We start from the raw sequence: 26,036 nt of genomic DNA on the forward strand, positions 1-26,036 counted from the left end.
ACGAGGACCTCGGGAGACACGACCCATGTCACAGCAGACCACGGGCCTGGGAATCGACATCGGTGGCAGCGGGATCAAGGGCGCACCGGTCGACCTTGTCTCCGGCGAGTTCCTGCGGGACCGCCTGAAGATCCTCACCCCCGAGCACGCGGATCCCGCCACGGTGGCCGGGATCGTCGGCGAGATCGCCGCGCACTTTCCCGAGACCGAGGGAGCTCCCCTGGGCGTCACCTTTCCCGGGGTGGTCCAGGGCGGGGTGGTGCGTACCTCCGCGAACCTGGACAAGAGCTGGGTCGACACCGACGCCAGCGCCCTGTTCGCCGAGGCCGCGGGCCGCCCCGTGCGAGTGCTCAACGACGCCGACGCCGCCGCCCTGGCGGAGAACCGCTACGGCGCCGCCCGGGACGTGAGCGGCACCGTCCTGCTCACCACCCTGGGCACCGGGATCGGCACCGCGCTGGTCGTGAACGGCCGCCTGGTCCCCAACACCGAGTTCGGCCACCTGGAGATCGACGGCCACGACGCGGAGTCGCGCGCCTCCTCCGGCGCCAAGGAGCGGGAGGGGCTCTCCTACCACGACTGGGCCAAGCACCGCCTCCAGCGCTACTACCGGACCATCGAGGACCTGGTGTGGCCGGACCTGATCGTCGTCGGCGGCGGGGTGAGCCGCAAGGCCGACAAGTTCCTCCACCACCTGCACATCCGCACACCGATCGTGCCCGCAGAACTGCGCAACACGGCCGGGATCGTCGGGGCGGCCCTGTCCGCCGCGGAGGTCTAGGGGTCCTCCGCGGCGGACCATCAGGGGGTGAGGGGCCCCGCCCCGGGGCAGAGGCCGGGCCCCTCAGGGGTGGACACAGCCGCCCCCGCCGGGAGCACCGGCCGGGAGGCGTGACCAGCGGGGCGTTCCCGCTTCGGGTGTCGAAGGGGGCCGGGGCCCGCGCAGAGGGAGACTGGGGCACGGGCACACCCAGGACACCGTTCCGACACCCGGGACCGTGCGTGTGCACAGCCCGCTCTGGGGTCCGGATGCGGCGGCCGCGTGCCGTGCATCCGGACGTGTCCGTCAGCCGCCCTCCGCCGTGGTGGTGAGGGCGCCGACGATCCTTCGGGCCGCGTCGGAGGTACGGGTCACCGGGGTGAGCGGAACCCCGCGCAGCTCAGAGGGGAGGCCGTCCTGGCAGGGCCAGCGCATCCACCACCAGAGGTCACCCCGGTGGGGGCGCAGGAGGGCGCGCTGCGGCCGCGTGGCCGGTCCGGCGTCGACCACGCCGAACACCCCGTCCTCACGGGCCTCGACCCCGCGCGCCCGCAGTTCGGCGGCCAGGCCGCGCAGGGCGAGGGTGGCCAGCTCCACCCGGTACACCGGATCGACCGGGGTGTGCGCGCCGAACACGCCCATGGGCGGGGTACCACGATGCTCCCGTCCACTCCCGGCCAGGCTCGGACTCCCCGCCGGTGGTGTCTCAACGGTCACGTGCGCTTCCCTGCCTTCCTCCCGGGTCCGGCGCGACACGTCGTACGCCGAACCAACGACCACACCAACTTTGCCGCACTCTGAGCCGGGACTGGCACCCGTATGCGGATCACGCATCACACTTTCTTTTTCACACATAGCCACCAAGCGCTCACGGAATCCCTAATCTAAGCTGCATGCCCCAACGAGACGGTGAACTGCCCCAGGACCTGTGGACCCGCCCGCGGATGGCCGCCGCCCTGGCCACCTGTGACATGCCGACGGTCATCGAGGGCGTGCGCTCGGCGCGAGGGTGGTCCCAGGGCGAGCTGGCGCAGGCCCTGACCTACTCGCAGAGCTGGGTCTCCCGTGTCGTCAACGGCCAGCAGTCCCTCACCGTCAGCCAGGTCCACGACCTCGCCCGGCGCCTGGACATCCCCCTCCACCTGCTGCGCTTCGGCGGGGCGGGGAGCGCAGGGACCTCGGGCGCCGTGCGCGGATCCGGGACGCTGGACGGCGCGAGGGAACCGGACGACGTGGGGACTCGGGGGCTCGGTCTGGGAGAGCGGGAGGAGCCGCCGGGTACGGGGCGCAACCCCTCCAGACGCCGGGATCCGGCACGGAGCGTCACCATGGCCCCCTCCGGCATCACCGGCGGACGTCCCCCGGGCGGGTACGAGGGGTACCACGGCATCAACGAGACCACCGCCCCCGCGCTGCGCTCCATCACCGGCAGCCAGCGCCGTATGGACGCCACCTCCCCGGCACGGCACCTGCTGCCCGGCGCCGTCGCGCACGTCCATCTGGCCGAACAGATGCTCGGCAACGCGCGCGGGACCACCTTCCACACCGAGCTCAGCGCGGCCGCCAGCGAGGCCTCGGGGTTCGCCGCCTGGCTCAGCGCCGACCTGGGCGACATGGGTTCGGCGCGCATGCACTACCGGACCGCCGTGGTCCGCGCCCGCCAGGCCGGGATGCGTCTGCTGGACGTCTACATGCTCGGTTCCCTGGCCGCCTTCGAGATCGACGTCGCGGAGGACCCCGAGCTCGGCCTCGGCCTGGTCCGGGAGGCCGAACACGTGCTGGGCCCCGCCGCCCACCCCACCGCCCGGGCCTGGCTGGCCTGCGTCGGGGCGCTCGCCCACGCGGGGCTGGGCGACCACGTCTCCGCCGCCCGGTCGATCCGCCGCGCCGAGCGCGAGGTGGACAGCCCGGACAACGCCCAACCGCCCTGGCCGTGGGTGTTCGCCTTCGACCAGGCCAAGGTCGCAGGCTATCGCGCACTGGTGGGGGTCCGGCTGCGCAGCCCGCACGACGCCCGCGCCGCCTTCGCCGAGGCCGTGGCCCCGGCGCCGCGCAACGTCAAGCAGTCGGCGCTGCTCAAGGTGGAGCTGGCATCCGCCCACGCCGAGGCCGGTGACGTGGACGAGGCCTTCCGGCTCGCCCAGGAGGCGCTGACCACCGGGGTGCGCTTCGACTCCGAACGCGTGGTGGGCCGGGTCCGCTCCTTCCGCAGACGCTATCGGGGGCCCCGGGCGCACTGCGTCGAGGACCTCGACGACAGGCTTTCCTCTCTGGTTACCGGTATCCCGATCAGTGGGTAGAAAGTCGGCGAAGCGAGCAGCAGGGAGGGCATGTGATTCGTATCGGGATCACCGGACACCGCAACCTGACCCCTGACGTCAGCGGCGCCGTCGCCGATCTGGTCAAGACTCACCTGGAACCGTACGGATGCGAGATGGTGGGCCTGTCCTGCCTCGCGGACGGCGCCGACGTCGTCTTCGCCGAGGCGGTCGTGGCCACGGGCGCCCCGCTGGAGGCGATCGTCCCCGCGACCGGCTACCGGGAGGCGCTGCCGGACGAGCACCACCCCGTGTACGACCGCCTCCTGGGGCAGGCCGTCCTGGTCCACGCCCTACCCCATGGCGAGTCCGACCCCCGCGCCCACATGGCGGCGGGACGCCTCCTGGTCGAGCGGTGCGACCAGCTGGTCGCGGTCTGGGACGGGGAGCCCGCCCGCGGCCCCGGCGGCACGGCCGACGTGGTGGCCTACGCGCAACGGATCGGCCGCCCCGTCAGTGTCCTGTGGCCCGAGGGGGCCCGCCGCTGATCCCGGTCCCGGTCCTGGCGAACGACGCCCGGCCCCGGCGCGCCCCTGCGGCCCGCGTGTCACCGACCTCCCACGGCCCGTCCGGTCATCACCGCGTTGACGTCGGACGCGCGCAGCACGCCCAGCACCGCGCCGTCGTCCTCCCGCACCAGGTACTCGGGCAGCGGGTACCGGGTGAGCTCCGTCAGCAGCTCCTCGCCCTCAAGGTCCGCGGAGACCGTCGAGTGTTCCGTCAGCGCCCGCGCCACGTCCGACACCGGGACCCAGGCCCGGCGTGCGTCGGTGATCGCCTCGGCAGCCGCAGGGTGCACCACGGAGACGGGCGTACCGGCGCTGTCGGTGACCACGACCGTCTCCGCCCCCGCCTCCTCGGCCCGCAGGTCGGCCTGGGCCAGCGGCGTGTCGGCCGGGACGGTCACCGCGCGGCGGGTCAGCGAGCGTGCCCTCAGCCCGGGTACCCGGGCGCGGACGCGCGCGTTGTTGAGCGCCTCGGAGGCTCCCATCCACATGAACCCGGCCAGGACCAGTCCCCACACGATCGCCCACGGGCCCGGGGTGCTGCCCGCGCTCCAGGCGAAGAGGAACGGCAGCGCCGCCACGCCGAGGGCGAGCACGCGGCCGCCCCAGGCCGCGACCACGCTGCCGGTGTGCGGGCGCCCGGTCACCTTCCACACCCCGGCGCGCAGCAGGCGGCCACCGTCCAGCGGCAGCCCCGGAAGCAGGTTGAACACGCCGACGAGGAGGTTGGCGATCCACAGCTGGAAGAGCAGTTCACCGGGAACGCTGAACGGGTCGGCGAAGTGCGCGAGCACGAACGCCACCGCCGCCAGGACCAGCGACAGCAGCGGGCCGGAGAAGGCGATCCAGAACTCCCGGCCCGGGGTGGGTGCCTCCCGGTCGATCTCCGAGACCCCGCCCAGCACGTACAGGACGATGCGGCGCACCGGCAGTCCGTACCAGCGGGCCACCAGTGAGTGCGCCAGTTCGTGCACGAGCACGGAGGCGTAGAGCAGGACCGCGAAGACGAACGCCAGGAGGTAGGCGGAGGGGCCCAGGGCCAGGCGCGCCTCGACGATCCCGCCGTAGACGAGGGTGATCAGTGCGGCGACGATCCACCATGACGCGGTGACGTAGACCGGGACTCCGAAGGGGCGGCCCAACAGTAACCCGGGGCTCTTCCGTTCACGCTCGTCGGGACGGGGTCGGGACTGGTCACTGCCTCTGCTCACGGCTCCACACTAGGGCCTGTCCCACCGGAGTCCCCGGCAGGTGGGGGCTGAGCCGTACCGCCCGGTACCCGTCGCCCTCGAACCGCTCCGGGCGGGTGCGCTCCTCTCATAGGCTCGGGGCATGACCACCGCGCACCTTCCGACCGCCCTCTCGCCCTCCCGGGCCTCGGACTTCCTCCAGTGCCCGTTGCTGTTCCGGTTCCGCACCATCGACCGCCTCCCCGAGGCGCCCAGCGCCGCGGCCCTGCGGGGGACCCTGGTGCACGCGTGCCTGGAGCGCCTGTACGAGCTGCCCGCCGACACCCGGACCCCGCGCACCGCGGTGAGCCTGGTGGAACCCCAGTGGGCCCGGATCCGGGAGGGCAAGCCCGAGGTCGCCGAACACCTCTTCCCCGGCGACGAGGGGCTGGCGGAGTGGTTGGAGTCGGCCCGGGCCCTGGTGCGGCGCTACTTCGATCTGGAGGACCCCGAGCGTCTGGAGCCCCGGGATCGCGAGATGCGCCTGGAGGTCTCGCTGCCCACCGGCCTGCGGCTGCGCGGCTACGTCGACCGGCTGGACGTGGCGCCCGACGGGCAGATGCGTGTGGTGGACTACAAGACCGGCAAGTCACCGCACCCGCGCTTCGAGGACAAGGCCAAGTTCCAGATCTTCTTCTACGCGGTGATGATCTGGCGCGACCTGGGTGTGGTGCCGGCCCGCCTCCAGCTCGTCTACCTGGGCGACGGCTCGGTGCGCTGGTACGACCCCACCGAGGAGGAGCTCGCCGCCGCCGAGGCGGAGATCGGGGCCATCTGGGCGCGGATCGAGGCGGCCGGACGGTCGGGGACCTGGGAGCCCAGGCGCAGCAAACTGTGCGGGTGGTGCGAGCACCAGGCCCTGTGCCCGGAGTTCGGCGGTACCCCGCCGCCGCTGCCGATCCCCTCGGTTTCCGGAGCCGGTCACCCCGAACACGGGTAGACCAGTGGAGTGGGACCCCCGATCTCGGGTAGCGCGATGGAACCCCGACCCAGATCACGGGTGAGTCACAGCGTTTACGGCCCCGAGGACCGTCGACTTGGGGGAGAATCGGGCCGTGTCCGACTCCGTATCCGTCTCCGTCCTGCTCGCCGACGACCAACCGCTCGTCCGCACCGGCTTCCGCATGATCCTGGAGTCGTCCCCCCACCTGTCCGTGGTCGGCGAGGCCTCCGACGGCCGCGAGGCCGTCCGCTCGGCCCGCAGCCTGCTCCCGGACGTCGTCCTCATGGACGTCCGCATGCCCGGTATGGACGGCATCGAGGCCACCCGCCAGATCGTCGAGTGGGCCCGTCCCCTCGGCCACCGGGTGCACGTCCTCGCCCTGACCACCTTCGACCTGGACGAGTACGTCGTCGGGGTGCTCCGCGCGGGCGCCTCGGGGTTCCTCCTCAAGGACGCGCCCCCGACCGAACTCGTCTCGGCCGTCGAGGTGGTGGCCCGGGGCGCCTCAGTGGTCTCCCCCACCGTCCTGCACCGCCTCCTTGACCGCTTCGCCCCCCTCCTGCCCTCCCCCGTGGCCGACCCCGAACCGGACGAGGACCCCCTCACCGTCCGCGAACGGCAGGTGCTCAGGCTCATCGCCCGTGGCTGGTCCAACGGCGAGATCGCCGCACACCTGGTGGTCGGCGAGACCACCGTCAAGTCCCATGTGGGAAGCATTCTCACCAAGCTCGGCCTGCGCGACCGTGTGCAGGCCGTCGTGCACGCGTACGAGAGCGGCCTGGTCCGCCCCGGACAGCACACGGAACAGGACGGGGCGCGCGCGTCGCGGGCCCCGGGTCCTCCGTCCTGAACACCGTCACCGAACCCCGCGAGCGCCCGAGACCCGGCGCGTCGCCCACCATGACGAAGCACGCCGATTGACAGGATGATCCGGTGACCGAACTCACCGCCGCCACCGCGGCCGGGGGGCGAACCGCGCGCACGGGCGCGGCGTCCCCCTTGGGGTTGCCGAGGCAGTACGCCGATCATCAGGGGTGCGGGCGACGGGGAGGAAACGGAGTACAGCCATGCCAAGCAAGCGGGATCGCTCGGGACCACCGAGCGAGGAGTTCATGCTCAGTCGGATGCGCGACTGGCGCGCGGAGCACGAACGTGAGCTGACCCCGGACAACCTGGAGGACGACGAGGACGTCAACTTCCCGGACGCCCGGGCGATCAACCTCGTCCTGCGTGTGGGCGAGTTGATGCTGGCCAGCGGTGAGGGCACCGAGGCCGTCAGCGAGGCCATGCTGAGCCTGTCGGTCGCCTTCGACCTGCCCCGCTCGGAGGTGTCGGTCACCTTCACCACCATCTCCCTGTCCACCCACCCCGGCGGAGACAGCCCGCCGGTCACCGGGGAACGGGTGGTCCGCCGCCGTACCCTCGACTACTTCCGCGTCAACGAGCTGCACACCCTGGTGCAGCAGGCGGCACTGGGACTCCTGGAGCTGGAGGACGCCAACGCGCGCCTGGAGCAGATCCGCCGGGCCCGCATGCCCTACCCCAACTGGCTGATCGCCGTGGGCTTCGGTCTGATCGCCTCCAGCGCCAGCCTCATGGTAGGCGGTGGCCTGATCGTGGCCACCGTCGCCTTCCTCGCCACGGTGCTGGGCGACCGCACCTCGGTCTTCCTCGCCAACCGGGGGGTCGCCGAGTTCTACCAGATGACGGCGGCGGCCGTGGTGGCCTCCTCCATCGGTGTCGGACTGCTGTGGGCCAGCACCGAGCTGGACCTGGGCCTCCAGGCGGGCGCGATCATCACCGGCAACATCATGGCGCTGCTTCCCGGGCGTCCCCTGGTCTCCAGCCTCCAGGACGGGATCAGCGGCAGTTACGTGTCGGCGGCCGCGCGGCTGCTGGAGACCTTCTTCACCCTGGGCGCGATCGTGGCCGGGGTGGTCTCCGTGGCCTACACCGCCACCCGTCTGGGCATCGACCTGGACCTGGAGAACCTGCCCTCGGCCGGGACCGCCATGCACGTCCCGGTCCTGATCGGCGCGGCCGGGATCGCCATGGCCTTCGCGATCTCCCTCGCGGTGCCCCCGCGCATGCTGCCCACCATCGGTGCCCTGGGCGTGATGATCTGGCTGATCTACGCGGGGATGCGCCTGTGGTTGGAGGTGCCCGCGGTGGTGGGCACGATCGTGGGCGCGATGGCGGTGGGCGTGGTCGGGCACTGGTTGGCCCGGCGTACCCAACGGCCGGTTCTGCCCTATCTGATCCCGTCGATCGCGCCGCTGCTGCCCGGCAGCATCCTGTACCGGGGCCTGATAGAGATCACTCAGGGGACGGCGGTCTCGGGCCTGCTCAGCATCGCCGAGGCGGTCATGGTGGCGCTGGCGCTGGGTGCCGGGGTCAACCTCGGCGGGGAGCTGGTGCGCTCCTTCCAGCGCGGCGGTCTGGCGGGGGCCGGGATGCGCGGCCGTCCCGCGGCGCGCCGCACCAGAGGCGGCTACTGACGGGGCGCTTCCATGGGCCGCACCGGTCTTCGGGAACGGTGCGGCCGAAGCCTGACGGGACGAGATCACCTCGGACAGAACCGATCCGGGGTGGGGCGTGTCCCACTTGGTGAGGGTCAACAAAACACGCCGACGAACGTTGTCGGCCTAAACCGACAACATCATGTGATGTCAGCCACTATTGTTGGCCTCAGCTCAACGAGGAGCACCCCGACGAAAGGCTCTGACATGTGCAGCCATTCACCCGCCTGCCCTTCCTTCGAGGACACCGACCGCGAGGCCGCGCGGGTGGTCTCCAGTCACCCGGAGCAGGGCTGGAGTCTGCTCTGCAACGGTGTCGTCCTCTTCGACGACACAGGTGAGCTCCTCCCCGACGGCGCTGTCGTGGCCCCGCACCGCCCCCGGGTCGCCGCCTGACCCGACGCTCCCGAGAGCGCGTCACGCGGGCCCGGTCAGGGCCCGTCCTCTCAGCCTCCGTCCGGCCACTGCTCCGGCAGGACGTCCTCACCCATCGCCGCGCTGAGTCGGCGCCGGAAGTCGGCGTGCACGGAACTCCCCCACACGAGCTCGCTCGGTGTGCGCAGGGCCGTCTCCATGGCGGCGCGCAGGGCCGCCGGGCGGGACTCGCCCTCGACGACCGGGACGGCCAGCAGGGCGTGCATCTGCGTGATGACCGCGAACAGCTCCCCCGCCAACGCGGGCGCGCTGGAGGTGGCGACCGCCTCCTCCAGGTAGACCTCCCACCACGGTTCGGGCTGTTCTCCACCGTCCTCCGGCGGCTCCTGGGCGAAGGGGCTCCGCAGCCGGGCCCGTACGGCGTCGGCGGTGTCCCGGTCACGGTTGTCCAGCCCCAGGCGCCAGACCCGCTCCGCGACATCCGGCTCCCCTCTCAGGGAGAGCAGGCCCGCGAGCAGCTCCACCGCAGCCCCCGAGGTGCGCGGTCGCGGACGCGTGCCCGCTTCCCCCTCGGTCGGTCCGGCGCCCACCACGGTGCCCACGTCCGCGATGGCCCTCTCCAGGTGGGTGGCGGCGCGCAGCATCCGCAGCCCGGGGTCGTCACCCACGCTCAGGCCGCGCTCGACCGCGAGGGCGGCGGCATCCGGCCGCCCCCGTTCCAGGAGTCGGCCGGCCAGGTCGCCAGCGGCCTCCACCACGGTGGCAGCGTGCAGTCGGCTGATCGCCGCGTCTGCGGGCGGTAGCTCCAGCGCCGCCTCCCAGTGCTCCTCCGCCTCGTCCTCCTCGCCGCGCAGCTCCGCCTCGCGTGCCAGTCCGTAGCGGGCCACGGCCGTGTAGGCGGGGCCGCCGAGGTCCAGCAGACGGTGCCAGACGCGGACGGCCTCGCCGTGCGCACCCTCCTGTTCCAGCGAGAGCGCCAGGTGGTAGGCGGCGCGAGGGGCGTAACGGGTGTCGCCGGTGGCCAGGGCGCGACGCGCGGCCTCCCTCGAGGCGGCCGGGTCCCCACGCTGGTCCTGCACCACGGCGAGACCGAGCAGCGCCCTGGCCTGGACCCGGGGCGGGGGGTTGGCAGAGACGGCCCGCTGGTAGAGCTTGGCGGCCCGTTTGAGGTGTCCGCTCTCGGCGAGGTCCTGAGCCTGGTCGCACAGGTCCGGGGCGCCCTCCGGAGAGGGCACGGAAGTGCCCTCGGCGTCGTCGGGGTCCGTGGCCCGGGGTGCGGGGTCGGCGGGGTCTGCGGGGCCAGAGCGCGCGGGAGGTCCGGACGTCGTGGTCATTCGTTCCGCTTTCCATGGGGGTGTCGGGCCCGCGCGACGGGGAGCGCGTGCCGCGGGCGTGACCGCGACCGGCCTCGGCGGCGGCTGTGCAAACTCTAACGCGCCCCCTCCCGGCCGTCGCGGGCTCCCGGTGGGGGTGTCGCCCTCGTCGGCGGTTCCCCGCCGCGTCCCGGACCCGCAGGAGACACGCCAAGGGGCGCCCACCCTCTCGGGTGGACGCCCCTGACACGCTCAGGCGGGCACTCGGCTCCGTGCCTTCGTGAACCTCGCGGGCTACAGCTCGAAGGCCTCCGGCGGCGGGCAGGAGCAGACCAGGTTGCGGTCACCGTAGGCCTGGTCGATCCGGCCGACCGGCGGCCAGTACTTGTCCTGGCGCAGCGTCGACAGCGGGTAGACCGCCTCCGCCCGCGTGTAGGCGCGGTTCCACTCGTCGGCGGTGACCGCCTCGGCGGTGTGCGGGGCGCCCCGCAGCGGGTTGTCCTCGACGTCCCACTCACCCTTGACGACGCGGTCGATCTCGCCCCGGATGGAGATCATCGCCTGGACGAACCGCTCCAGCTCGGCGAGGTTCTCGCTCTCCGTGGGCTCCACCATGAGCGTGCCGTTGACCGGGAAGGACATGGTCGGCGCGTGGAAACCGTAGTCCATCAGGCGCTTGGCGACGTCCTCGTTGCTGATGCCGCTGGCCTTCTGGAGGGGCCGGATGTCGATGATGCACTCGTGCGCGACCAACCCGTTGGCACCCGTGTAGAGCACCGGGTAGTACGGCTCCAGGCGCTTGGCCACGTAGTTGGCGGAGAGCACGGCGGTCTCGGTGGCGGCGCGCAGGCCGTCGCCACCCATCATGCGCACGTAGGCCCAGGAGATGGGCAGGATGCCCGCCGAGCCGAAGGGCGCGCCCGAGACCGGGCCGACACCGGTGTGCGGGCCCGCCTCGGGCTGGCCCGGGTGGTTGGGCAGGAAGCCCGCCAGGTGCGAGCGGACCGCGACCGGGCCCACGCCCGGACCGCCGCCGCCGTGCGGGATGCAGAAGGTCTTGTGCAGGTTGAGGTGGCTGACGTCGGCCCCGAACTCGCCCGGCTTAGCCCAGCCGACCAGAGCGTTCAGGTTGGCGCCGTCCACGTAGACCTGACCGCCCCCCTCGTGGACCAGGCGGCACACCTCGGTGATGGTGTCCTCGTACACACCGGCGGTGGAGGGGTAGGTGACCATGATGGCCGCCAGTTCGCCGCCGTGCTTGGCGATCTTGGCGCGCAGGTCGTCGAGGTCGACGTTGCCGTCCTCTGCGCAGGCCACGACGGCCACCCGCATGCCCGCCATGACCGCGCTCGCGGCGTTGGTGCCGTGCGCGGAGCTGGGGATGAGGCAGACGTCGCGGTGCTCGTCGCCGCGCGAGCGGTGGTAGCCGCGGATCGCCAGCAGGCCGGCGAGCTCGCCCTGGGAACCCGCGTTGGGCTGGAGGGAGACGGCGTCGTAGCCGGTGACCTCGGCCAGCCAGCCCTCCAGGTCGCGGATGAGCGACACGCTGCCGGCCGCCTGGTCGAGCGGGGCGAACGGGTGCAGGCCCGCGAACTCCGGCCAGGTGATGGACTCCATCTCGGCGGTCGCGTTGAGCTTCATGGTGCACGAGCCCAGCGGGATCATCGTGCGGTCCAGCGCGAGGTCGCGGTCGGACAGGCGGCGCATGTAGCGCAGCAGGGAGGTCTCGCTGCGGTGGGTGTTGAACACCTGGTGGGTGAGGTAGTCGACGCCGCGCGCGAGACCGGCGGGCAGGTGGTCGGCGTCGCCGTCCACGGTCACCGGGCCGCGTTCGGCGCCCCGGTCGGCCTCCCCGAAGGCGGCCAGGACCTTCTCCAGGTCGGCGACGGTGGTGGTCTCGTCCACGCTGAGGCCGACCGTGGTCTGGTCGACGCCCAGCAGGTTGACCCCGGCCTCCAGGGCACGCTCGACCACTCTGGCGGCGCTGGGCACGCGCACGCGCAGGGTGTCGAAGTAGGCCCCGTGGAGCACCTCGAACCCGCGCCGGGTGAGCGTGTCGGCCAGGGCTGCCGTGCGGGTGTGGACCTGGCGGGCGATCGCGCGCAGTCCGTCGGGGCCGTGGTAGACGGCGTACATCCCGGCCATGATGGCCAGGAGCACCTGCGCGGTGCAGATGTTGCTCGTGGCCTTCTCGCGGCGGATGTGCTGTTCACGGGTCTGGAGGGCCAGACGGTAGGCGGGCTTGCCCGCGTCGTCCACCGAGACGCCGACCAGGCGGCCGGGCAGCTGGCGGCGGAGTTTCTCCCCCACCGACATGTATCCGGCGTGCGGGCCACCGAAGCCGAGCGGGACACCGAAGCGCTGGGTGGAGCCCACCGCGATGTCGGCCCCCAGGTCACCGGGGCTGCGCAGCAGGGTCAGGGCGAGGATGTCGGCGGCCACCACGGCCAGGGCGCCGCGCTCGTGCGCCTCGGCGATGACGGCGCTGGGGTCGCGCACCGCGCCGCTGGAGGCCGGGTACTGGACCAGGACACCGTAGACGTCGCCCTCGGGCAGGCCCCGGGTGAGGTCGGCGACGACGACCTCAATGCCGAGGGGCTCGGCGCGGGTGCGCAGGACCTGGAGGGTCTGCGGGAAGACGTCGGCGTCGACCACGAAGACGTCGCTCTTGACCTTGCTGACGCGGCGGGCCAGGGTCATGGCCTCGGCGGCGGCGGTGGACTCGTCCAGCAGGGACGCGCCCGTGATGGGCAGGCCCGTGAGGTCGGAGACCATGGTCTGGAAGTTGATGAGGGCCTCGAGGCGGCCCTGCGAGATCTCGGGCTGGTAGGGCGTGTACGCCGTGTACCAGGCCGGGTTCTCCATGATGTTGCGAAGGATGACGGGGGGCGTGAGCGTGCCGTAGTAGCCGCGGCCGATCATCGGCGTGGCGAGCCTGTTGCGCGAGGCCAGCTCGCGCAGTTCCGCCAGTGCCTCGGCCTCGCCGATCGCCTCGGGCAGGTCGAGCGTGGCGCTCCGCCCCGGGGAGCTGAGAATGGACGCGGGCACGGCGGCGTTCATGAGCTCGGCGGTGGAGCCGTAGCCGACCGTCTTGAGCATCTCGGCGGTCTCGGCGGGGGCGGGTCCGATGTGGCGGTCCGCGAACACCCGGGCGGGGGCGCCCGGGGTGGGGACGTTCGACGGGTCAGGCACGGAGACCTCCTGGTGACAGGGCCGATCGGGTCGGCGGTGTTCCTCACGGTCTCCCCCTCTGTCACCGGGCACGACCGCGCCCAGGCTTCAGAGCGGCCTCCTCCGCGCGGTCCATGGTGCCTGAGAGGTTACTGGGGAGTATTGCCCCGTCGGCGCCCCGTTGCCGAGGTCTCTCCCGCGCGGTATCAGCGGCCTGCTGACGCTCTGTATGTGTGTACAAGCAGGGCGAATGTCGGTTTTCATCCCCGTTGTGACTACGACCGTACTCGATCCGGGCCCGTGACACCGAGTCAGGGCACACCTTTCACCACGGCCGACTCACCAGTGTCGGCACGGGTTCACCCGGTGCGGCGCTCCCTGCGCCGCAGTGCCAGTTCGTCCACGGCCTGGGGCGCCGCGGCGGGAAGGTCGGCTCTCTCCTCGGCCGGGACCACTCCGAGCGCCTCCTCCAGTTCGCGGGAGACGTTGGCCAGCGCCAGACCGAACATGCCCTGGCCGCGCTGCATGAGATCGACGACCTCCTCGGGCGAGGTGCACTCGTAGACGCTGACGCCGTCGCTCATGAGGGTGATGCGGGACAGGTCGACGGCGGGACGGCCACGCAGGTGGTCCACCGCGGTGCGGATCTGCTGGAGCGATATCCCGGTGTCCAGGAGCCGCTTGGCCACCTTCAGCATCAGGATGTCAGGAAGGCTGTACAGCGGGGCGTTGTGGGCTCCCGTGCGCACGCTGGGCACCACCAGGTCGGTCCTGGCCCAGTAGTCCAGCTGTCGATAGGTGATCCCGGCGGCCGTACACGCCGCTGGACCCCGATACCCGACGTCCGTAGGCAGCGCCATCACGTCCTCTTCGCACAGTAGGCCCTGCTGCCCCGCTAGCCGCAGCGCGGACCGCCTGCCATGGTGATCCCGCTTGCCGCTCGCTACCGCCACGCCGACCTCCGGCTTCTCGTCCCACGGCGGCATCGACAGGGGAGTCCACTCAGGGAACGGGCGCGCCGTGGGTTTCACAGCACTGACGGTAGGACGACCGCAGGGCAGCGTCAACGAAGGCGCGCGGCGCGTCGCCAAGTGTGCACGCCAATGGAGCCGCGGTACCGGACCCCGCCGGGCCGAAACCCGCCGGACCGTTTTCGGCTACGCCCTCCACGACCATTCCGTTCACCTAATCTATCACCAGTGCGACCGACGAACCCGCAGGTCACGGCCGCGAGAAAGGCAGCGGGGCCCGCAAAGGGCGAGCCCCGACCGCCTCAGGCACCACGTTGCCCGAAATCCTCCGGCGAGATGTTGTCCAGAAACTCCCGAAACGCCTCGACCTGGTCCTCCTGCTCGTCCGGGATCGGCATCCCGGCCTCCTCGATCACGTCCTCGTGGGCGTAGATCGGGGTGCCGGTCCTCAGAGCCAGGGCAATGGAGTCCGAGGGCCTGGCACTGACCTCCACACCGTTGCTGAAGACCAGCTCGGCATAGAAGATGCCATCACTCAGGCCGGTGATGTTCACCGTCTCCAGCGCCGTGTCCAGCGCGTCCAGGACGTCGCGGAACAGGTCGTGGGTGAGCGGGCGCGCGGGCGAGACACCCTGCTGGGCGAGCGCGATCGCGGAGGCCTCCACCCCACCGATCCAGATCGGCAGGTAGCGGTCCCCCTCGGATTCCTTGAGCAGGACAATCGGTTGGTTCGAGGGCATCTCAACCCGGACGCCGACGACCTCCATGTGTTTCACAGCGGCTCCGTCCCACGAGTCGTCATGCCGGATGGGCGCTCGTCCCTGCTCCCCGTCGGATCAGGACCCGAGGGCGAAATCGGCACCCTTCGTTACAAAGCTGTCCGGAGGCGGGGGGCCGCAAACCTCATCGGCACACCCGCCCCCGTCGACCGTGGTCAGCGCACCGTCATCGGCGCGGCTTGGTCAGCAGAACCATCCGGAACTTGCCGATCTGGATCTCGTCCCCGCCACCCAGTTCGGCCTCGTCCACCGGCTCGCGGTTGACGTAGGTGCCGTTGAGGCTGCCGACGTCCCGGACCCCGAAGCCGTTGCCGCGGCGGAAGAACTCCACGTGGCGTCGGGAGACGGTGACGTCGTCGAGGAAGATGTCGCTGTTGGGGTGTCGGCCAGCGGTGGTCACGTCGCTGTCCAACAGGAACCGGCTCCCTGCGTTGGGGCCCCGCCGGACCACCAGCAAGGCTGTTCCGGGCGGAAGGGCGTCGGTGCTGGCGGGGTCGTCGCCGCCGAGTTCATCGCCCTGTTCCTCCTCCTCCAGCGCCTGTATACCGGAGATGGAGATGGTCGAGGTGACATCTCCCGCGGAGTCGCCGCCGGCGTTGGGCCGTGGACTCTGCTGTTCGGCCCTGCGGACGGGTGTTCCACAGTGGGAGCAGAAACGGGCATCATCCGCAACGGCGTGACCGCACTGCGTGCAGTAAACGCTCGACATAGGTCGGCTCGGCCTCCTACCGCACGGGGCGGTGCTTGATTCGGCTGATCGGTGGCGCGTTCCGGGCGTCGGGCGGGCCAGGGGCCCACTCACCGTCCGGAACACGGTGAGTCGGTCCACTGTCGCGGCAGTGGTCGCCTCACGCGGTCGGTCGCTAGGTCTCATCCCCCAAGTAGGACTCCTTGTCACCCCCGTTGGATGTCCGCCGTTGCCGGGATTCCCGTGGCGGGTGGTGACACGGTGCCTCAGGGAACACTCGACTTTAAACCATATCCCTGTCCAGACAGGGTTTCGCTCCCCCAGGCCCGCCGCGAACACCCCACTGGGGCGCCCGTGACGCGGGGTTCGGCCGCGTAGGAACCTGGGGCCCCGCCACGGCCGGTGACAGACCTCGTGGGAGACCGACACCTGTTCTGGAACAGATGCCCTTCCCGGGCGTTTGGTTCTCGGTCACCCGAGGTGGATTTCCGCGAACTTCACTCCCCTGCCCGGACCTGCGACTTCGTCCACTTTATCCCCGGACCCGACGAAGGACGCGAACACCCCGGGGCAGCGGGCGGACACACCGTGTGGGCGCGGACGTCCCTTCCGTCCGCGCCCACACACCCCGGGGACCGGGCCGCCACGCCGTGTCCTTCGGATGATTCCTTCCCCCGTCGCCCGCCACCGCCCTCAACGGGCGCCTGCGGCGCCGTGTCCCCGCGTTACCACCAGGCTGCCTCTCACCGCGCCGATGAGGCTCGGAGAGTCGAACCCGGGTGGGGCCCCCGCTGCGCGAGAACGCGAAACTCGCGTAGCAGCGCACAGCGGGGGAAACGGCCGCTCGCATCGAGGTCGGCTCCGCCGCCACCGGCGAAGGCATCCGAGGACAAGCCCTAGCTCTCGGCCCGCTCCACCACCGCGGCCCACTCGTCGAGCAGGCGCTGCACCGTGTCCGAATCAGGACCTTCCGCCCAAAGATGGGTGACGGCCTCCGCCGTGTCCGGCAGGACCAGCGCCCAGCTGCCGTCGGATTCGATCACCCGCACCCCGTCCGTGGTGTCCAGCTCGCGCTCTCCGGCGGCCTCCACGACCGCGCGCATCACGCTCCCCTTGACCGCCCACGGGGTGGGTACCGAACGGCGCAGGAGGTGCGCCTGAGGGATCGCACGGTCGATCTGGCCGAGCGAGCGCCGGGTCCGGGCCACCAGACCGAGCAGCCGCACGAAGGCGGCGATCGCGTCACTGGTGGGACTGAACTCGGGGACGACGAAGCCGCCGCGGCCGTCTCCGGCGAAGACGATCTCCGCGCCCTCGGAACGCACCGCCTTGGTCAGCTCGTCCGTGGCGGTGGCCGTCCAGAGCACCTCGGCACCGTGGGAACGCGCCACCTTCTCCGCAACGCGGGTCGTGGTGACCGGCAGGGCCACCCGCCCGCCACCGCGTTCGGCGGCGACCAGGTCCAGGACCACCAGGAGCGCGCGGTCGCCGTCCACCAGCTCGCCGTTCTCGTCCACGATGGACAGCCGCTCGGCCACCGGGTCGAAGCGCACGCCGAAGTCGGCACCGGAGTTGGCGACCAGCTCGCCCAACCTCTCCAGGTCCCGCATCTTCTTCGCGACGGTGTCGGTGGGCGACGCCTCGTCCAGCCGGTTGTTGACCGTGAGCACGTCCACGCCGATCCTGCCCAGCAGGGAGGGCAGGATGAGCGATCCCGTCCCGCCCGCGCAGTCGACCACGACCTTGAGTTCGGCCTCGGCCACCCCTGAGGTGTCCACGGATCGCAGCAGCTCGTGGGAGTAGTTCTCCACGTTGCGCGACGGGAAGGACAGCTCGCCGATCTCCCCGGGGAAGGCCCGGCGGTACTCGGCCCGGGAGAAGACCCGGTCGAGCTTGCGCTGGGCCCCCGAGGAGAGGTCCGCGCCCTCTCCGTCCAGGAAGATGATGTCCACGGACTCGGGGTCCCCTGGACTGGTGCGCACGGTGATGCCGCCGCTGATCCCGCTCTGCGAGGTGTGGAAGCGCGCCACCGGAAGCGGGACCACCTCCAGGTCACGCACCTCGATGGCGGCCGCGGTGAGCGCGCTGATGACCGCCCGTTTGAGCGTGCGAGCCGCCCGTGAGACGTCACGGGAGGTCGTGACGATCGCGCCCTTCTTGAGCGTGGTGGCGTAGGCGTTGGCCAGTCGCACCGCGAGCTCCGGGGTGATCTCCACGTTGATCAGCCCGGACACGCCCCGGGGGCCGAACAGCGAGCGCTGCCCGCGCGACTCCCAGACGACGTTGGTGCTGACCACCGCGCCGGCCTCGATGGTCTTGAACGGGTAGACCTTGACGTCGTTGCTCACGTACGCCTCGGACTCGATGACGCAGTCCTCGCCGACGACCGCGCCCTCCTCGATCCGGGCGGCCGCCATCACGTCGGTGTTCTTGCCGATCACGGCGCCGCGCAGGTTGGCGCCCCGGCCGATGAAGACGTTGTCGTGCAGCACGGTGCGGTGGCAGAAGGCCTCCGCCCGCACGACCGTGTTGCTGCCGACGACGGTGTACTCGCGCAGCTCCGCCCCGGCCTCGACCTTGGCGTAGTCGCCGACGTACAGGGGACCCTTGAGCACGGCGCTGGCGTCGACCTCGGCGCCCTCGCCGATCCACACTCCGGGCGAGACCTCGAAGCCGTCGATCTCGACGTCGACCTTGCCCGAGAGCACGTCCGCCTGCGCGCTGAGGTAGCTCTCGTGGGTGCCCACGTCCTCCCAGTAGCCGTCGGCGACGTACCCGTACAGGGGTGCGCCCTCCTCCAGCAGTTCGGGGAAGACGTCACCGGACCAGTCGACCACCTCGCCCTCGGCGACGCGGTCGAGCACCTCCGGTTCCATGATGTAGATGCCGGTGTTGACGGTGTCGGAGAAGACCTGGCCCCAGGTGGGTTTCTCCAGGAAGCGCTGGATGCGCCCCTGCTCGTCGACGATGATGATCCCGAACTCCAGCGGGTTGGGCACCCGCTTGAGGGCGATCGTGACCTTGGCGCCGCGCTCCTTGTGGAACCGGACCATGTCGGTGAGGTCGATGTCGGTGAGCGCGTCACCGGAGATGACGATGAACGGTTCGCCGCGCAGGTGCTCCTCGGCGTTCTTGACGCTGCCCGCGGTGCCGAGCGGCACCTCCTCGGCGACGTAGTGGAGCTTCATGCCGAGCTCCTCGCCGTCACCGAAGTAGTTGCGGATGAGTGTGGCCAGGAACTGGACGGTGACCACGGTCTCGGTGAACCCGTGCTTGCGCAGCAGGCGAAGTACGTGCTCCATGATCGGTCGGTTGACGACCGGGAGGAGCGGTTTGGGCTGGTTGGCGGTCATCGGGCGCAGGCGTGTGCCCTCGCCCCCCGCCATCACCACGGCCTTCATGGGGGGTGCGGTGGGTGCGCCCTCGTTCGGGGGAACGGGCGCGGAGTCGGGTGCGGTCATCGCGCGCACCTCCGAACGGCGGGGCCGTCAGGAGACGCAGCGAAGGATGGTTTCTCGGAACGCGCACGGTCGTGCGCGGTGGGACATGTTCTCATTGCGGAGACGACACTCCCTTTCGATCCGACAGGACTCTGGTGAGCCGGTCCGCCGGTTCGTTCGGTGGATCAGGGCGCGGCCTGGCCCTGGTCCGGCAGGCCCGGTCCGTCCGGGCCCTCGGGTTCCGCACCGGGCGCGCCGTCAGCGGACGCCGGAGCGGACGGATCGGGACGGTCCACGCCGTTGCCGCGTGCGGGGTCGCTGTCCCGGGTACCCGTGGGGGAACCCGTGTGATCAGCGCGTTCGTCGCGGCGGGTCTGGTCGATCAGACGCAGTCCCTGTACGGCGTAGAGCAGTCCGGCCCACCAGTACAGAGCCGTTCCCCACAGCGCGAAGGCCCAACCTGTAATCCGGGCCACATCTCCGACGAGGGACGCGTATCCGGCGATGAACAGCAGAGGGAAGGAGTACAGCAGGCAGAGGGTGGCGGCCTTGCCCGCGAAGTTGACCGGCAGCGGCCCGTAGCCGAAGTGGCGCAGCAGCGGGAGCGCGCCGAGGATGAGGACGTCGCGCAGCACCAGGATGCCCATCAGCCACCAGGGGATGATGCCGCGCAGGACCAGTCCGAGCAGGGCCGCGAAGATGTAGAGGCGGTCGGCGAGCGGGTCGAGGATCTGTCCGAGTTTGGTGGCCTGGTTCCAGGCCCGGGCGATCTTGCCGTCCAGCCAGTCGCTGAGCCCGGCCAGGGCGAGCACGAGCAGTGCCCACCAGTCGGCCTGGGGCACCAGGATGAGCCAGAGGAACAGCGGCACACCCAACAACCGGAGCATGCTCAACAGGTTGGGAACCGTCCAGATGCGGTCACTGACCACCGGGCTGGCCACGCTGCCCCCCGCCTCGTGTCTGCCTTCTTCGCCGGATCGCCCCATACCGCCAACGATAACGGGCGGGGCCGTCGTTGCCCGCCACCTCGTGCCCCACCGGAACCGGGTGCCCGGACGGACGGCCTCCCGCTGATCGTACCGTGTACGGACTTCGCCCGGGACCCGGGTGCGACCTGCGCGGACGCACGCTCCGGTGGTGGTTCAGCCGAGGTCGAGGATGCGGTCGGCCTCCCGTCGCCCGGAAAGCAGGGCGCCGTGCACGGTGGCGGTGTGCTCGATCTCGGTGGCCTCGCCCGCGAAGAAGAGGCGGTCGCCGACCGGGTCTCCCAGGGCAACGCGGTCCCCGTCCCCGGCGCCGACGGCGGTGAACGAGAACCCGCCCCGCGCGAAGGGGTCGTCCATCCAGTGCGTGAGGTAGTGGTCCACCGGGTCCGGGGCCTTCTTGAACATGCCGCGCAGGGAGGCCATGGCGTGTTCGACCACGTCCCCGTCTCCCATGCCCGAGAGGAACCGCGCCGCGTTGCCGCCGTTGCGGCTGACCAGGATGGGTTGGCCGTAGACGTTCTGACCGGCGTACCAGTGGAACCAGGTGCCCTCCTCGGTGCCCAGGTGGACCAGGACCTCGGCGTCACCCCAGAACACGTCGTCGAAGCGCAGGAACAGCTTCTCCAGCAGACCGTTGCCCAGCCGCGCCACGGCGTCGCGTTTGTCCTCCGGCAGTTCCGGGGTGAAGTCGACCTGGCCCGACTGGAGGACCCCGATGGGCAGGGTGACCAGGACCCGGTCCGCGGTCAGGGTCTCCTCGCCGTCGGGGGTGTCCACCCGCACGCCGACCCCCTCGTCGTCGTGGGACACCGCCAGGACCACGTGCTCCAGACGGACGTCCAGCCCACGGGCGAGGTGGTCGGTGAGCTGGCTCATGCCGTCGGGGAAGACCACGTCGTCGCCGCTGAACTCGTGCCGGGAGGCGACCGCCGCGAAGGCGACCTCCTCGGCGTCCGCCCCGTGGTCGGCCTCGGCGATCCGGTGGACGATCTCGGCGGCGTCCCTGGCCCGGGAGCGCACGAGGTTGGCGTCGTAGAGGGCGTGGTCGATGCCCTCCTCCATCGACTCCTCCGGGCTGGCGCCGACCGTCGCCCAGTACATGTGCTCGTGGAGGAGGTTGACGTCCTCCAGGTTGCGGCGGTGCCGGTCGAACAGGAGCCTGCGGCCCTTGGGGTCGTAGGCGGTCTCGGTGGAGCGGTTGAACACGGCGGTGCGCGCGCCCACCTCCTCCACGAGTCGGGAGAGCGGGTTGTTCTCCTCGCCGCGCATCCAGGAGGCCCCCACGTCCAGGGTCGCACCCTCCCAGGCGTTCAACGAGTGGATACGCCCCCCGGTGCGGTCCCTGGCCTCGACCACGGTGACGCGTTCGCCCTGCTCCGCGAGGCGGTCCGCGGCGGCCAGCCCGGCCATTCCAGCGCCCACGACGATGGTGTGGCCCCGTCCGGGTGCGGCCTCGCGTCCGCGCGGTTCGGGCTCGGCGCGGGGGGCCTCCCCGTGCCCGTCCTCCGTGCCGGAGACCTCCTCCTCGGTGATCTCCGCGCCCACGTCCTCGCTCATCGCGTTCCCCCTCCGTGTCGGCGGCCGACAAGAGCGACCCTAAGCGCCCGGTCTGTCCCGACCAGGGAGGACACACCAGGGACCCCCGGCGCGGGTCACGCGCCGACACCCTCGAGGGCGCCCCTTCCTCACGGCGGGAACGTCCGGACCGGGCACGGGGCCGTGACGCGGACGGGTCAGGGTTCGACGTGCCCGGCGAGGTTGGCCAGTGACGAGGCCAGACCGACCTCGTGGTCCTCGGGCCGGATGCCCCGGGGCACGTCCGTCGCCTCGATGGTCACCCGTGTGCCCTCGGGGACGGGTTCCATCCGCCAGGCCATGACCATCGTCCCCAGGAAGGCGGGGTCGTCGGAGGTGAAGTCGACGGACTGCACGACCCGCTCTCCCGGCACGAGTTCGTCGAACCGCACCTCGGTGACGTCGGTGGTCTCCGAGGACTTGCCGTGTCCGGCGTCGGACTCGCCGTAGGTGAGCACCATGCGGAACCCGCCCCCGAGCCGGGGGTCGAAGTTCTCGATCCGGCCCCCCATGCCCTCCGGGGGCAGCCAGGCCTCCAGGGCCTCACCGTCGGTCAGCGCGCGGTAGACCGTGGCCGGCGGCGCCGCGACGACCCTCTCGGCCCGGTCGATCCGCTCGTTCCCCTGGCGGTCCTCGTTCATGGGGCCCTCCCTGGCTCCATCACGCCCGGACGCTCCGGGCGCGGGCCACGACCCTAGCTCGGGGCGGGGACAAAGTGAGGGAGGGCTGGCGGGACGGCGGTCGGCGCTCTTCCCACCCACCGCCGCCCCCACGTGCACGGGCCCGTCCCGTCCTGACCGGCCCGAACGAACGAGCGGTCCCGTCCTGACCGCTCCGGGGTACCCGGGTGGCAGAGCCCGGGTCCACGTCCTCACCGGGGGCTCATGGAGTCGTCACCGCCGCCCCGGTGTCCGTCAGTCAGGAAACCTAGTGCGCAAGGCTTTCAGATTTCTTCCGGCTTCCGCGCGGCAGGGGCGAGCCGTCAGAGGAGACCGCCCTCACGGGCCACGACACGGCCCGCGCGGACGACCGCGTGGCGCCGGGGCAGGTCCACCACAACCTGCGGCAGGCACTCGCCTTCCACCAGGAGGAAGTCGGCTGGGGCACCCGGCGCGAAGTCGGTCCGGGGCAGGTCGACCAGGGACGCCCCGTCGTGCGCGGCGGTCAGGAAGGCGTCCGAGAGCTGGTCGTCCGAACGCGCACGCAGCGCCCTGGCCAGCAGGTGGGCGCGGTGCAGCATGTCGGCGTCGCCGAACGGGCTCCAGGAGTCGCGGACCCCGTCCGAGCCGACGCCGACTCGCACGCCGTGTTCGCGCAGCCGTGCCACCGGCAGGACCCGGGACGGGTCCGGGGCCACGGTGGTGAGCGCGATCCCCGCCTCGCCGAGACCGGCGGCCACGGCCTCGAAGTCCTCGGCTGCCGGGGTCACCCCGAAGGCGTGGCTGACCGTGACACTGCCGCCCATGTCCAGCGCCCGGGTGCGTTCGATGATCGCCCACATGGTGCGAGAGCCCACGGAGCCGCTGTCGTGCAGGTGGATGTCGACACCCGCCCGGTACCGGTCGGCGAGCCCGAACACGAGGTCGAGCTGGCCGTCAAGGTCGTCGTCGAAGCCCTCGGGGTCGATCCCGCCGATCAGGTCGGCCGCGCCGGTGCGCAGCGCCTCCTCCAACAGGGCGTCCGTGCCGGGAGCGCGGCGGACCCCGTGCTGGGGGAAGGCGACGATCCGCACGTCCAGCGCGTGCGCCAGACGGCGGGCGGCCTCACGAACGCCGTGCAGACCGTCCAGCCCGTAGGCGGGGGCGACGTCCGCGTGCGCGCGCATCGCCCGGGTGCCGCGGGTGACGGCGTGGCCCATGAGGCGTTCGGCTCGGTCGGCCACGGGGCTGGGGCAGTTCCGGAAGAACTCGGCGTCCTGTTCTCCCAGCTCCGCGATCCCCCTTGCGGGGCGGCGCGAGTACCAGGGCTCACCCCAGGAGGTCTTGTCCGGGTGGATGTGCGCGTCGACCAGCGTGGGCAACGCGATGCGCCCGCCGCAGTCGACCACCTCGGCGTCCCCCGTGGGGAGGCGGTCGGACACCGCTCCTTCGACCACCACGAGGTCAACAGGGGCGCCGCCCATGGGGCGTACGTCGCGGAAGATCGTGGGGGGCTTCTGCTCGGTCATGACAGCCTTCCTGCTAGCGGTATACCAAAAATAGCGAGGAAGGGGGCACGCACGAGCAAGTGGCCCCTCCTGGAAGGGGCCACTCGGAGGTAGCGTGTACGCGCGTCGTCACGGAGCGCTGTCAGGACCCCTGGGCGGGATACCGTCCTCGTCCTCGAAGTCGATGCGCTCCTTGCGGAGTTCGCCCTCGATGTGCTCCTCGTGGGTGACGTCCCGCTTGCGGACGTGGACCTCCTCGACCGGCACCTCCTCCTTGGAGACGACCGGACGCTCCTCGTAGAGCGTGAAGGTCCGCTCGTCCTCCTCCATGTGCCCGGGATCGGGCACCTGCGACGGATCGGTGATGGGTCGCCGCTCCACCTCCAGCTCCTCGTGGTGCAGCGGGACCGTCTCCTCGAAGCGCTCGGTCTCGACGTGCCTGCGCATGCGCGCCTGCCCGCCCTCGCGGCGCTCGACCCCGATGTCCACCCGCTCCTCGTGACGGAGGACGGAGAGGTCGTCGGTGTCGCCCGCGCCGGGACCGCCCAACCGCTCGTCGGGCCGGAACCGCTCCAACGGGTCACCGGCCTGCGGCTCGTCTCCCCGGCCCTCACGCCGGTCCGCGAAGTCACCGTGGCTGCCGGTCCCCCCGGTCATGGCGGCGCCGGAAGCGGCCCCCTCCGCGGTCCCGGTGCCCGGGTCCGCCATTCGGGTGTCACCCTCCCCCTGGGCCTGCCGGGGGAACCCACCCTGCCTCGCGAAGTAGTCGCGGACGAGGGCCTCGTCCTCCGGGGTGATGTGCCGCTCGGCGTCGACCTGCGGGGCTTCCTTGACGACCGCCTTGTCGTAGGGGACCTGGATGTCCTCCTCCACGGGACGAGCCCCCTGGAGCGGCACGAGGGTCTCCCTCATGCCGAACATTCCGGTGTGGACCGACACCCAGGTCGCTTCCCCGGTGCTGTCGTCGAGGAACACCTGGTTGATCTTCCCCACGTGGGCGCCCTCGGCGTCGAGCACGCGGTGACCGACCAGGTTCTCTGGTACGAGTTCGCCTGTCACGGAGCATCCCCTCCTGGTTCACGGCAACGGGACGTGTGCCCCGTACTCGCCGGGGCCCTACCCCGTCACACAGCCCGCAAAGGCCTTTCGGTCACTCCCTGAACAAGGAAGTGCCGACCATAAAACCCCACTTGGCCTGCGGCGACTCCGATGAACCCCCGATGACGAGCCGTAGCACGGCCGTTGACGCGTGGCACACCCCGTGGACAACACGGCGCCCGCCCCTCGGCGAGGGACGGGCGCTCGGAGTGGAACGGTCAGACCTTGCGGTGCTGGGGCACCCACACACCGTCCTCGACGGTGTAGTCGCCGAAGAGAGCGGGGGCCTCCGCCTTCAGCGTCTCGCCGATGAGGTTGAACAGGAGACGGATCTCCTCCTCCGCGCCAGGAGCCGTACGGGCCTCCAGGGTGTGCCGCAGCGTGCGCACGTTGGCGGTCCACACCAGCCCGGTCGCCACGCCCTCGGGGGCGAAGCGGCGCATGAAGGAGGTCTTGTGCTTCTTCTCCGCGAACTTCACGCCGTCGTCGTCCAGGCCGAAGTGCTCGGCCATCCAGAACTGGAAGTCCTCCATCTGCTGGAGCATGGCGCTGGCGCGCTCCATCAGCTCCGGGTCCTCCTCGGCCCACTCGGGGAACCAGAAGGGCAGGTCGGTCAGGCGGACGAAGCGCAGCGACTCCTGCGAGACGGCCACGCCCGGCCGGTGGCGGATGAGTTCGTGGGTGAGCACCCGCGAGACGTTGTGCAGCACGAAGCTGAAGCTCACGTGCTCGAGGACCGAACCGTGCAGGCTCGCCAGGATGTTGCCCAGGTAGGCGTCCTGGTCCTTGCGCACCCGCGTGACGTTCGGGTTCAGGCCCGGCTCCCACGAGCGGTAGCACAGGCGCCCGGCGAACTCGGCGAGGTTCTGGGGGTCGTTGAGGTGGGCGTCCAGGTCACCCCGGTCGAACCGCTCCATCCACGCCTCGCCGCCGACCTCCTTGAGGTAGTCGGCGATCGCGTCGTAGTCCACCTGCGGACGTGCAACCAGGCGGACCTGGGGCTCGACCTTCTTCACGGCACCCTCTCCTAGCAACTCCCCCGCCCAGGGCACGCGTCATGGCCGCGACCAGGGATGTTCCGGAGCACGGGAGCGTGTGTGGGGCGGGGCCGATTGACCTCTCCCGAGGGTACACGTCCCGCTGGTCAGCCGTGTTCGGTCCGGTGTCGGGGGCCCAAGCCGAGGGGCCGGGTGACCGACACGCGGTTGAGCGTGGTCGG

General features: G+C 71.5%; 21 protein-coding genes and 1 riboswitch. Of the genes, 7 read left to right on the top strand and 14 right to left on the bottom strand.

What is annotated here, in order from left to right; genetic code table 11:
* The first annotated feature begins 25 nt into the window (after nucleotides 1–25).
* Nucleotides 26–781 carry a polyphosphate--glucose phosphotransferase gene (gene ppgK, locus KBX21_RS06910; protein WP_210841355.1) on the top strand — a complete coding sequence of 252 codons (756 nt, stop codon included), beginning with the start codon at nucleotides 26–28 and terminating at the stop codon, nucleotides 779–781.
* Nucleotides 782–1,066: 285 nt separating this feature from the next.
* Here the strand turns inward: ppgK and KBX21_RS06915 are convergent, their stop codons facing one another.
* Nucleotides 1,067–1,402 (bottom strand): hypothetical protein, encoded by a 336-nt coding sequence (locus tag KBX21_RS06915; protein ID WP_199776449.1) that lies wholly within the window; start codon nucleotides 1,400–1,402, stop codon nucleotides 1,067–1,069.
* Nucleotides 1,403–1,704: 302 nt separating this feature from the next.
* On the opposite strand from KBX21_RS06915, the gene KBX21_RS06920 reads away from it, so the two are divergent.
* Together KBX21_RS06920 and KBX21_RS06925 are read left to right on the top strand one after the other, a co-directional pair.
* Nucleotides 1,705–3,060, top strand: coding sequence for a helix-turn-helix transcriptional regulator (locus tag KBX21_RS06920; protein ID WP_210841436.1), 1,356 nt, complete (start codon nucleotides 1,705–1,707; stop codon nucleotides 3,058–3,060).
* 32 nt (nucleotides 3,061–3,092) lie between these two features.
* Entirely contained in the window at nucleotides 3,093–3,566 is a 474-nt protein-coding gene (locus tag KBX21_RS06925; protein WP_210841356.1) for a hypothetical protein, read from the top strand.
* 59 nt (nucleotides 3,567–3,625) lie between these two features.
* Here KBX21_RS06925 and KBX21_RS06930 read toward each other — a convergent pair whose 3' ends face one another.
* Nucleotides 3,626–4,795 carry a site-2 protease family protein gene (locus KBX21_RS06930; RefSeq protein ID WP_210841357.1) on the bottom strand — a complete coding sequence of 390 codons (1,170 nt, stop codon included), beginning with the start codon at nucleotides 4,793–4,795 and terminating at the stop codon, nucleotides 3,626–3,628.
* Between the two features lie 121 nt (nucleotides 4,796–4,916).
* Here KBX21_RS06930 and KBX21_RS06935 point away from each other — a divergent pair, with 121 nt between their 5' ends.
* The 4 genes from KBX21_RS06935 (at nucleotide 4,917) to KBX21_RS06950 (ending at nucleotide 8,671) form a co-directional block, all read left to right on the top strand.
* Complete coding sequence (locus tag KBX21_RS06935; protein WP_210841358.1) at nucleotides 4,917–5,753, top strand: PD-(D/E)XK nuclease family protein; 837 nt, start codon at nucleotides 4,917–4,919, stop codon at nucleotides 5,751–5,753.
* A gap of 115 nt (nucleotides 5,754–5,868) precedes the next feature.
* Nucleotides 5,869–6,606, top strand: coding sequence for a response regulator transcription factor (locus tag KBX21_RS06940; RefSeq protein WP_210841359.1), 738 nt, complete (start codon nucleotides 5,869–5,871; stop codon nucleotides 6,604–6,606).
* Between the two features lie 217 nt (nucleotides 6,607–6,823).
* Nucleotides 6,824–8,254: a threonine/serine exporter ThrE family protein gene (locus KBX21_RS06945; RefSeq protein WP_234003817.1), complete on the top strand. Its 1,431-nt coding sequence runs from the start codon at nucleotides 6,824–6,826 to the stop codon at nucleotides 8,252–8,254.
* 228 nt (nucleotides 8,255–8,482) lie between these two features.
* A complete protein-coding gene (locus tag KBX21_RS06950) occupies nucleotides 8,483–8,671 on the top strand; it encodes a DUF5999 family protein (RefSeq protein WP_017544800.1) in 189 nt (62 codons plus the stop codon).
* Nucleotides 8,672–8,721: 50 nt separating this feature from the next.
* Here KBX21_RS06950 and KBX21_RS06955 read toward each other — a convergent pair whose 3' ends face one another.
* The 12 genes from KBX21_RS06955 to thyX all read right to left on the bottom strand — a co-directional run bounded on the left by KBX21_RS06955 (nucleotide 8,722) and on the right by thyX (nucleotide 25,833).
* Complete coding sequence (locus tag KBX21_RS06955) at nucleotides 8,722–9,984, bottom strand: tol-pal system YbgF family protein (protein WP_210841360.1); 1,263 nt, start codon at nucleotides 9,982–9,984, stop codon at nucleotides 8,722–8,724.
* 273 nt (nucleotides 9,985–10,257) lie between these two features.
* Nucleotides 10,258–13,155 carry an aminomethyl-transferring glycine dehydrogenase gene (gene gcvP / locus KBX21_RS06960; RefSeq protein ID WP_210841361.1) on the bottom strand — a complete coding sequence of 966 codons (2,898 nt, stop codon included), beginning with the start codon at nucleotides 13,153–13,155 and terminating at the stop codon, nucleotides 10,258–10,260.
* 97 nt (nucleotides 13,156–13,252) lie between these two features.
* Nucleotides 13,253–13,343, bottom strand: a riboswitch (glycine riboswitch).
* A 150-nt stretch (nucleotides 13,344–13,493) separates the two neighbouring features.
* The gene (locus tag KBX21_RS06965) at nucleotides 13,494–13,994 is read right to left on the bottom strand and encodes a MerR family transcriptional regulator (RefSeq protein ID WP_049566375.1); all 501 of its coding nucleotides are present in this window, start codon (nucleotides 13,992–13,994) and stop codon (nucleotides 13,494–13,496) included.
* 413 nt (nucleotides 13,995–14,407) lie between these two features.
* Nucleotides 14,408–14,881: a bifunctional nuclease family protein gene (locus KBX21_RS06970; protein WP_049566372.1), complete on the bottom strand. Its 474-nt coding sequence runs from the start codon at nucleotides 14,879–14,881 to the stop codon at nucleotides 14,408–14,410.
* Nucleotides 14,882–15,050: 169 nt separating this feature from the next.
* Nucleotides 15,051–15,593: an FHA domain-containing protein gene (locus KBX21_RS06975; RefSeq protein WP_049566369.1), complete on the bottom strand. Its 543-nt coding sequence runs from the start codon at nucleotides 15,591–15,593 to the stop codon at nucleotides 15,051–15,053.
* Between the two features lie 875 nt (nucleotides 15,594–16,468).
* On the bottom strand, nucleotides 16,469–18,973 hold the full coding sequence (locus KBX21_RS06980; RefSeq protein ID WP_049566564.1) for a mannose-1-phosphate guanyltransferase: 2,505 nt from the start codon (nucleotides 18,971–18,973) through the stop codon (nucleotides 16,469–16,471).
* A gap of 224 nt (nucleotides 18,974–19,197) precedes the next feature.
* Nucleotides 19,198–19,953, bottom strand: a complete 756-nt coding sequence (locus KBX21_RS06985; RefSeq protein ID WP_210841437.1) for a CDP-alcohol phosphatidyltransferase family protein — start codon at nucleotides 19,951–19,953, stop codon at nucleotides 19,198–19,200.
* 201 nt (nucleotides 19,954–20,154) lie between these two features.
* A complete protein-coding gene (locus tag KBX21_RS06990; protein WP_049566363.1) occupies nucleotides 20,155–21,555 on the bottom strand; it encodes an NAD(P)/FAD-dependent oxidoreductase in 1,401 nt (466 codons plus the stop codon).
* 176 nt (nucleotides 21,556–21,731) lie between these two features.
* Nucleotides 21,732–22,214 (bottom strand): SRPBCC family protein, encoded by a 483-nt coding sequence (locus KBX21_RS06995; RefSeq protein WP_049566360.1) that lies wholly within the window; start codon nucleotides 22,212–22,214, stop codon nucleotides 21,732–21,734.
* Nucleotides 22,215–22,555: 341 nt separating this feature from the next.
* Nucleotides 22,556–23,740 (bottom strand): amidohydrolase, encoded by a 1,185-nt coding sequence (locus KBX21_RS07000; RefSeq protein WP_049566357.1) that lies wholly within the window; start codon nucleotides 23,738–23,740, stop codon nucleotides 22,556–22,558.
* Nucleotides 23,741–23,848: 108 nt separating this feature from the next.
* A complete protein-coding gene (locus KBX21_RS07005; protein WP_049566354.1) occupies nucleotides 23,849–24,778 on the bottom strand; it encodes a DUF2382 domain-containing protein in 930 nt (309 codons plus the stop codon).
* Nucleotides 24,779–25,035: 257 nt separating this feature from the next.
* The gene (gene thyX / locus KBX21_RS07010; protein WP_049566352.1) at nucleotides 25,036–25,833 is read right to left on the bottom strand and encodes an FAD-dependent thymidylate synthase; all 798 of its coding nucleotides are present in this window, start codon (nucleotides 25,831–25,833) and stop codon (nucleotides 25,036–25,038) included.
* Between the last annotated feature and the right edge of the window lie 203 nt (nucleotides 25,834–26,036).

Source organism: Nocardiopsis sp. B62 (genome assembly GCF_018070675.1).
In the GTDB taxonomy this organism is placed as follows: domain Bacteria; phylum Actinomycetota; class Actinomycetes; order Streptosporangiales; family Streptosporangiaceae; genus Nocardiopsis; species Nocardiopsis prasina.

Excerpts from the sequence above, each read along its gene's own strand:
- KBX21_RS06955 (WP_210841360.1), bottom strand. The coding sequence starts at position 9,984 with ATGACCACGACGTCCGGACCTCCCGCGCGCTCTGGCCCCGCAGACCCC.
- ppgK (WP_210841355.1), top strand. The coding sequence starts at position 26 with ATGTCACAGCAGACCACGGGCCTGGGAATCGACATCGGTGGCAGCGGG.
- KBX21_RS06920 (WP_210841436.1), top strand. The coding sequence starts at position 1,705 with ATGGCCGCCGCCCTGGCCACCTGTGACATGCCGACGGTCATCGAGGGC.
- KBX21_RS06995 (WP_049566360.1), bottom strand. The coding sequence starts at position 22,214 with ATGAACGAGGACCGCCAGGGGAACGAGCGGATCGACCGGGCCGAGAGG.
- KBX21_RS06980 (WP_049566564.1), bottom strand. The coding sequence starts at position 18,973 with ATGAAGGCCGTGGTGATGGCGGGGGGCGAGGGCACACGCCTGCGCCCG.
- KBX21_RS06915 (WP_199776449.1), bottom strand. The coding sequence starts at position 1,402 with ATGGGCGTGTTCGGCGCGCACACCCCGGTCGATCCGGTGTACCGGGTG.
- KBX21_RS06935 (WP_210841358.1), top strand. The coding sequence starts at position 4,917 with ATGACCACCGCGCACCTTCCGACCGCCCTCTCGCCCTCCCGGGCCTCG.
- KBX21_RS06990 (WP_049566363.1), bottom strand. The coding sequence starts at position 21,555 with ATGAGCGAGGACGTGGGCGCGGAGATCACCGAGGAGGAGGTCTCCGGC.
- KBX21_RS06950 (WP_017544800.1), top strand. The coding sequence starts at position 8,483 with ATGTGCAGCCATTCACCCGCCTGCCCTTCCTTCGAGGACACCGACCGC.
- KBX21_RS06975 (WP_049566369.1), bottom strand. The coding sequence starts at position 15,593 with ATGTCGAGCGTTTACTGCACGCAGTGCGGTCACGCCGTTGCGGATGAT.
- KBX21_RS06965 (WP_049566375.1), bottom strand. The coding sequence starts at position 13,994 with ATGGCGCTGCCTACGGACGTCGGGTATCGGGGTCCAGCGGCGTGTACG.
- KBX21_RS06945 (WP_234003817.1), top strand. The coding sequence starts at position 6,824 with ATGCCAAGCAAGCGGGATCGCTCGGGACCACCGAGCGAGGAGTTCATG.
- KBX21_RS07000 (WP_049566357.1), bottom strand. The coding sequence starts at position 23,740 with ATGACCGAGCAGAAGCCCCCCACGATCTTCCGCGACGTACGCCCCATG.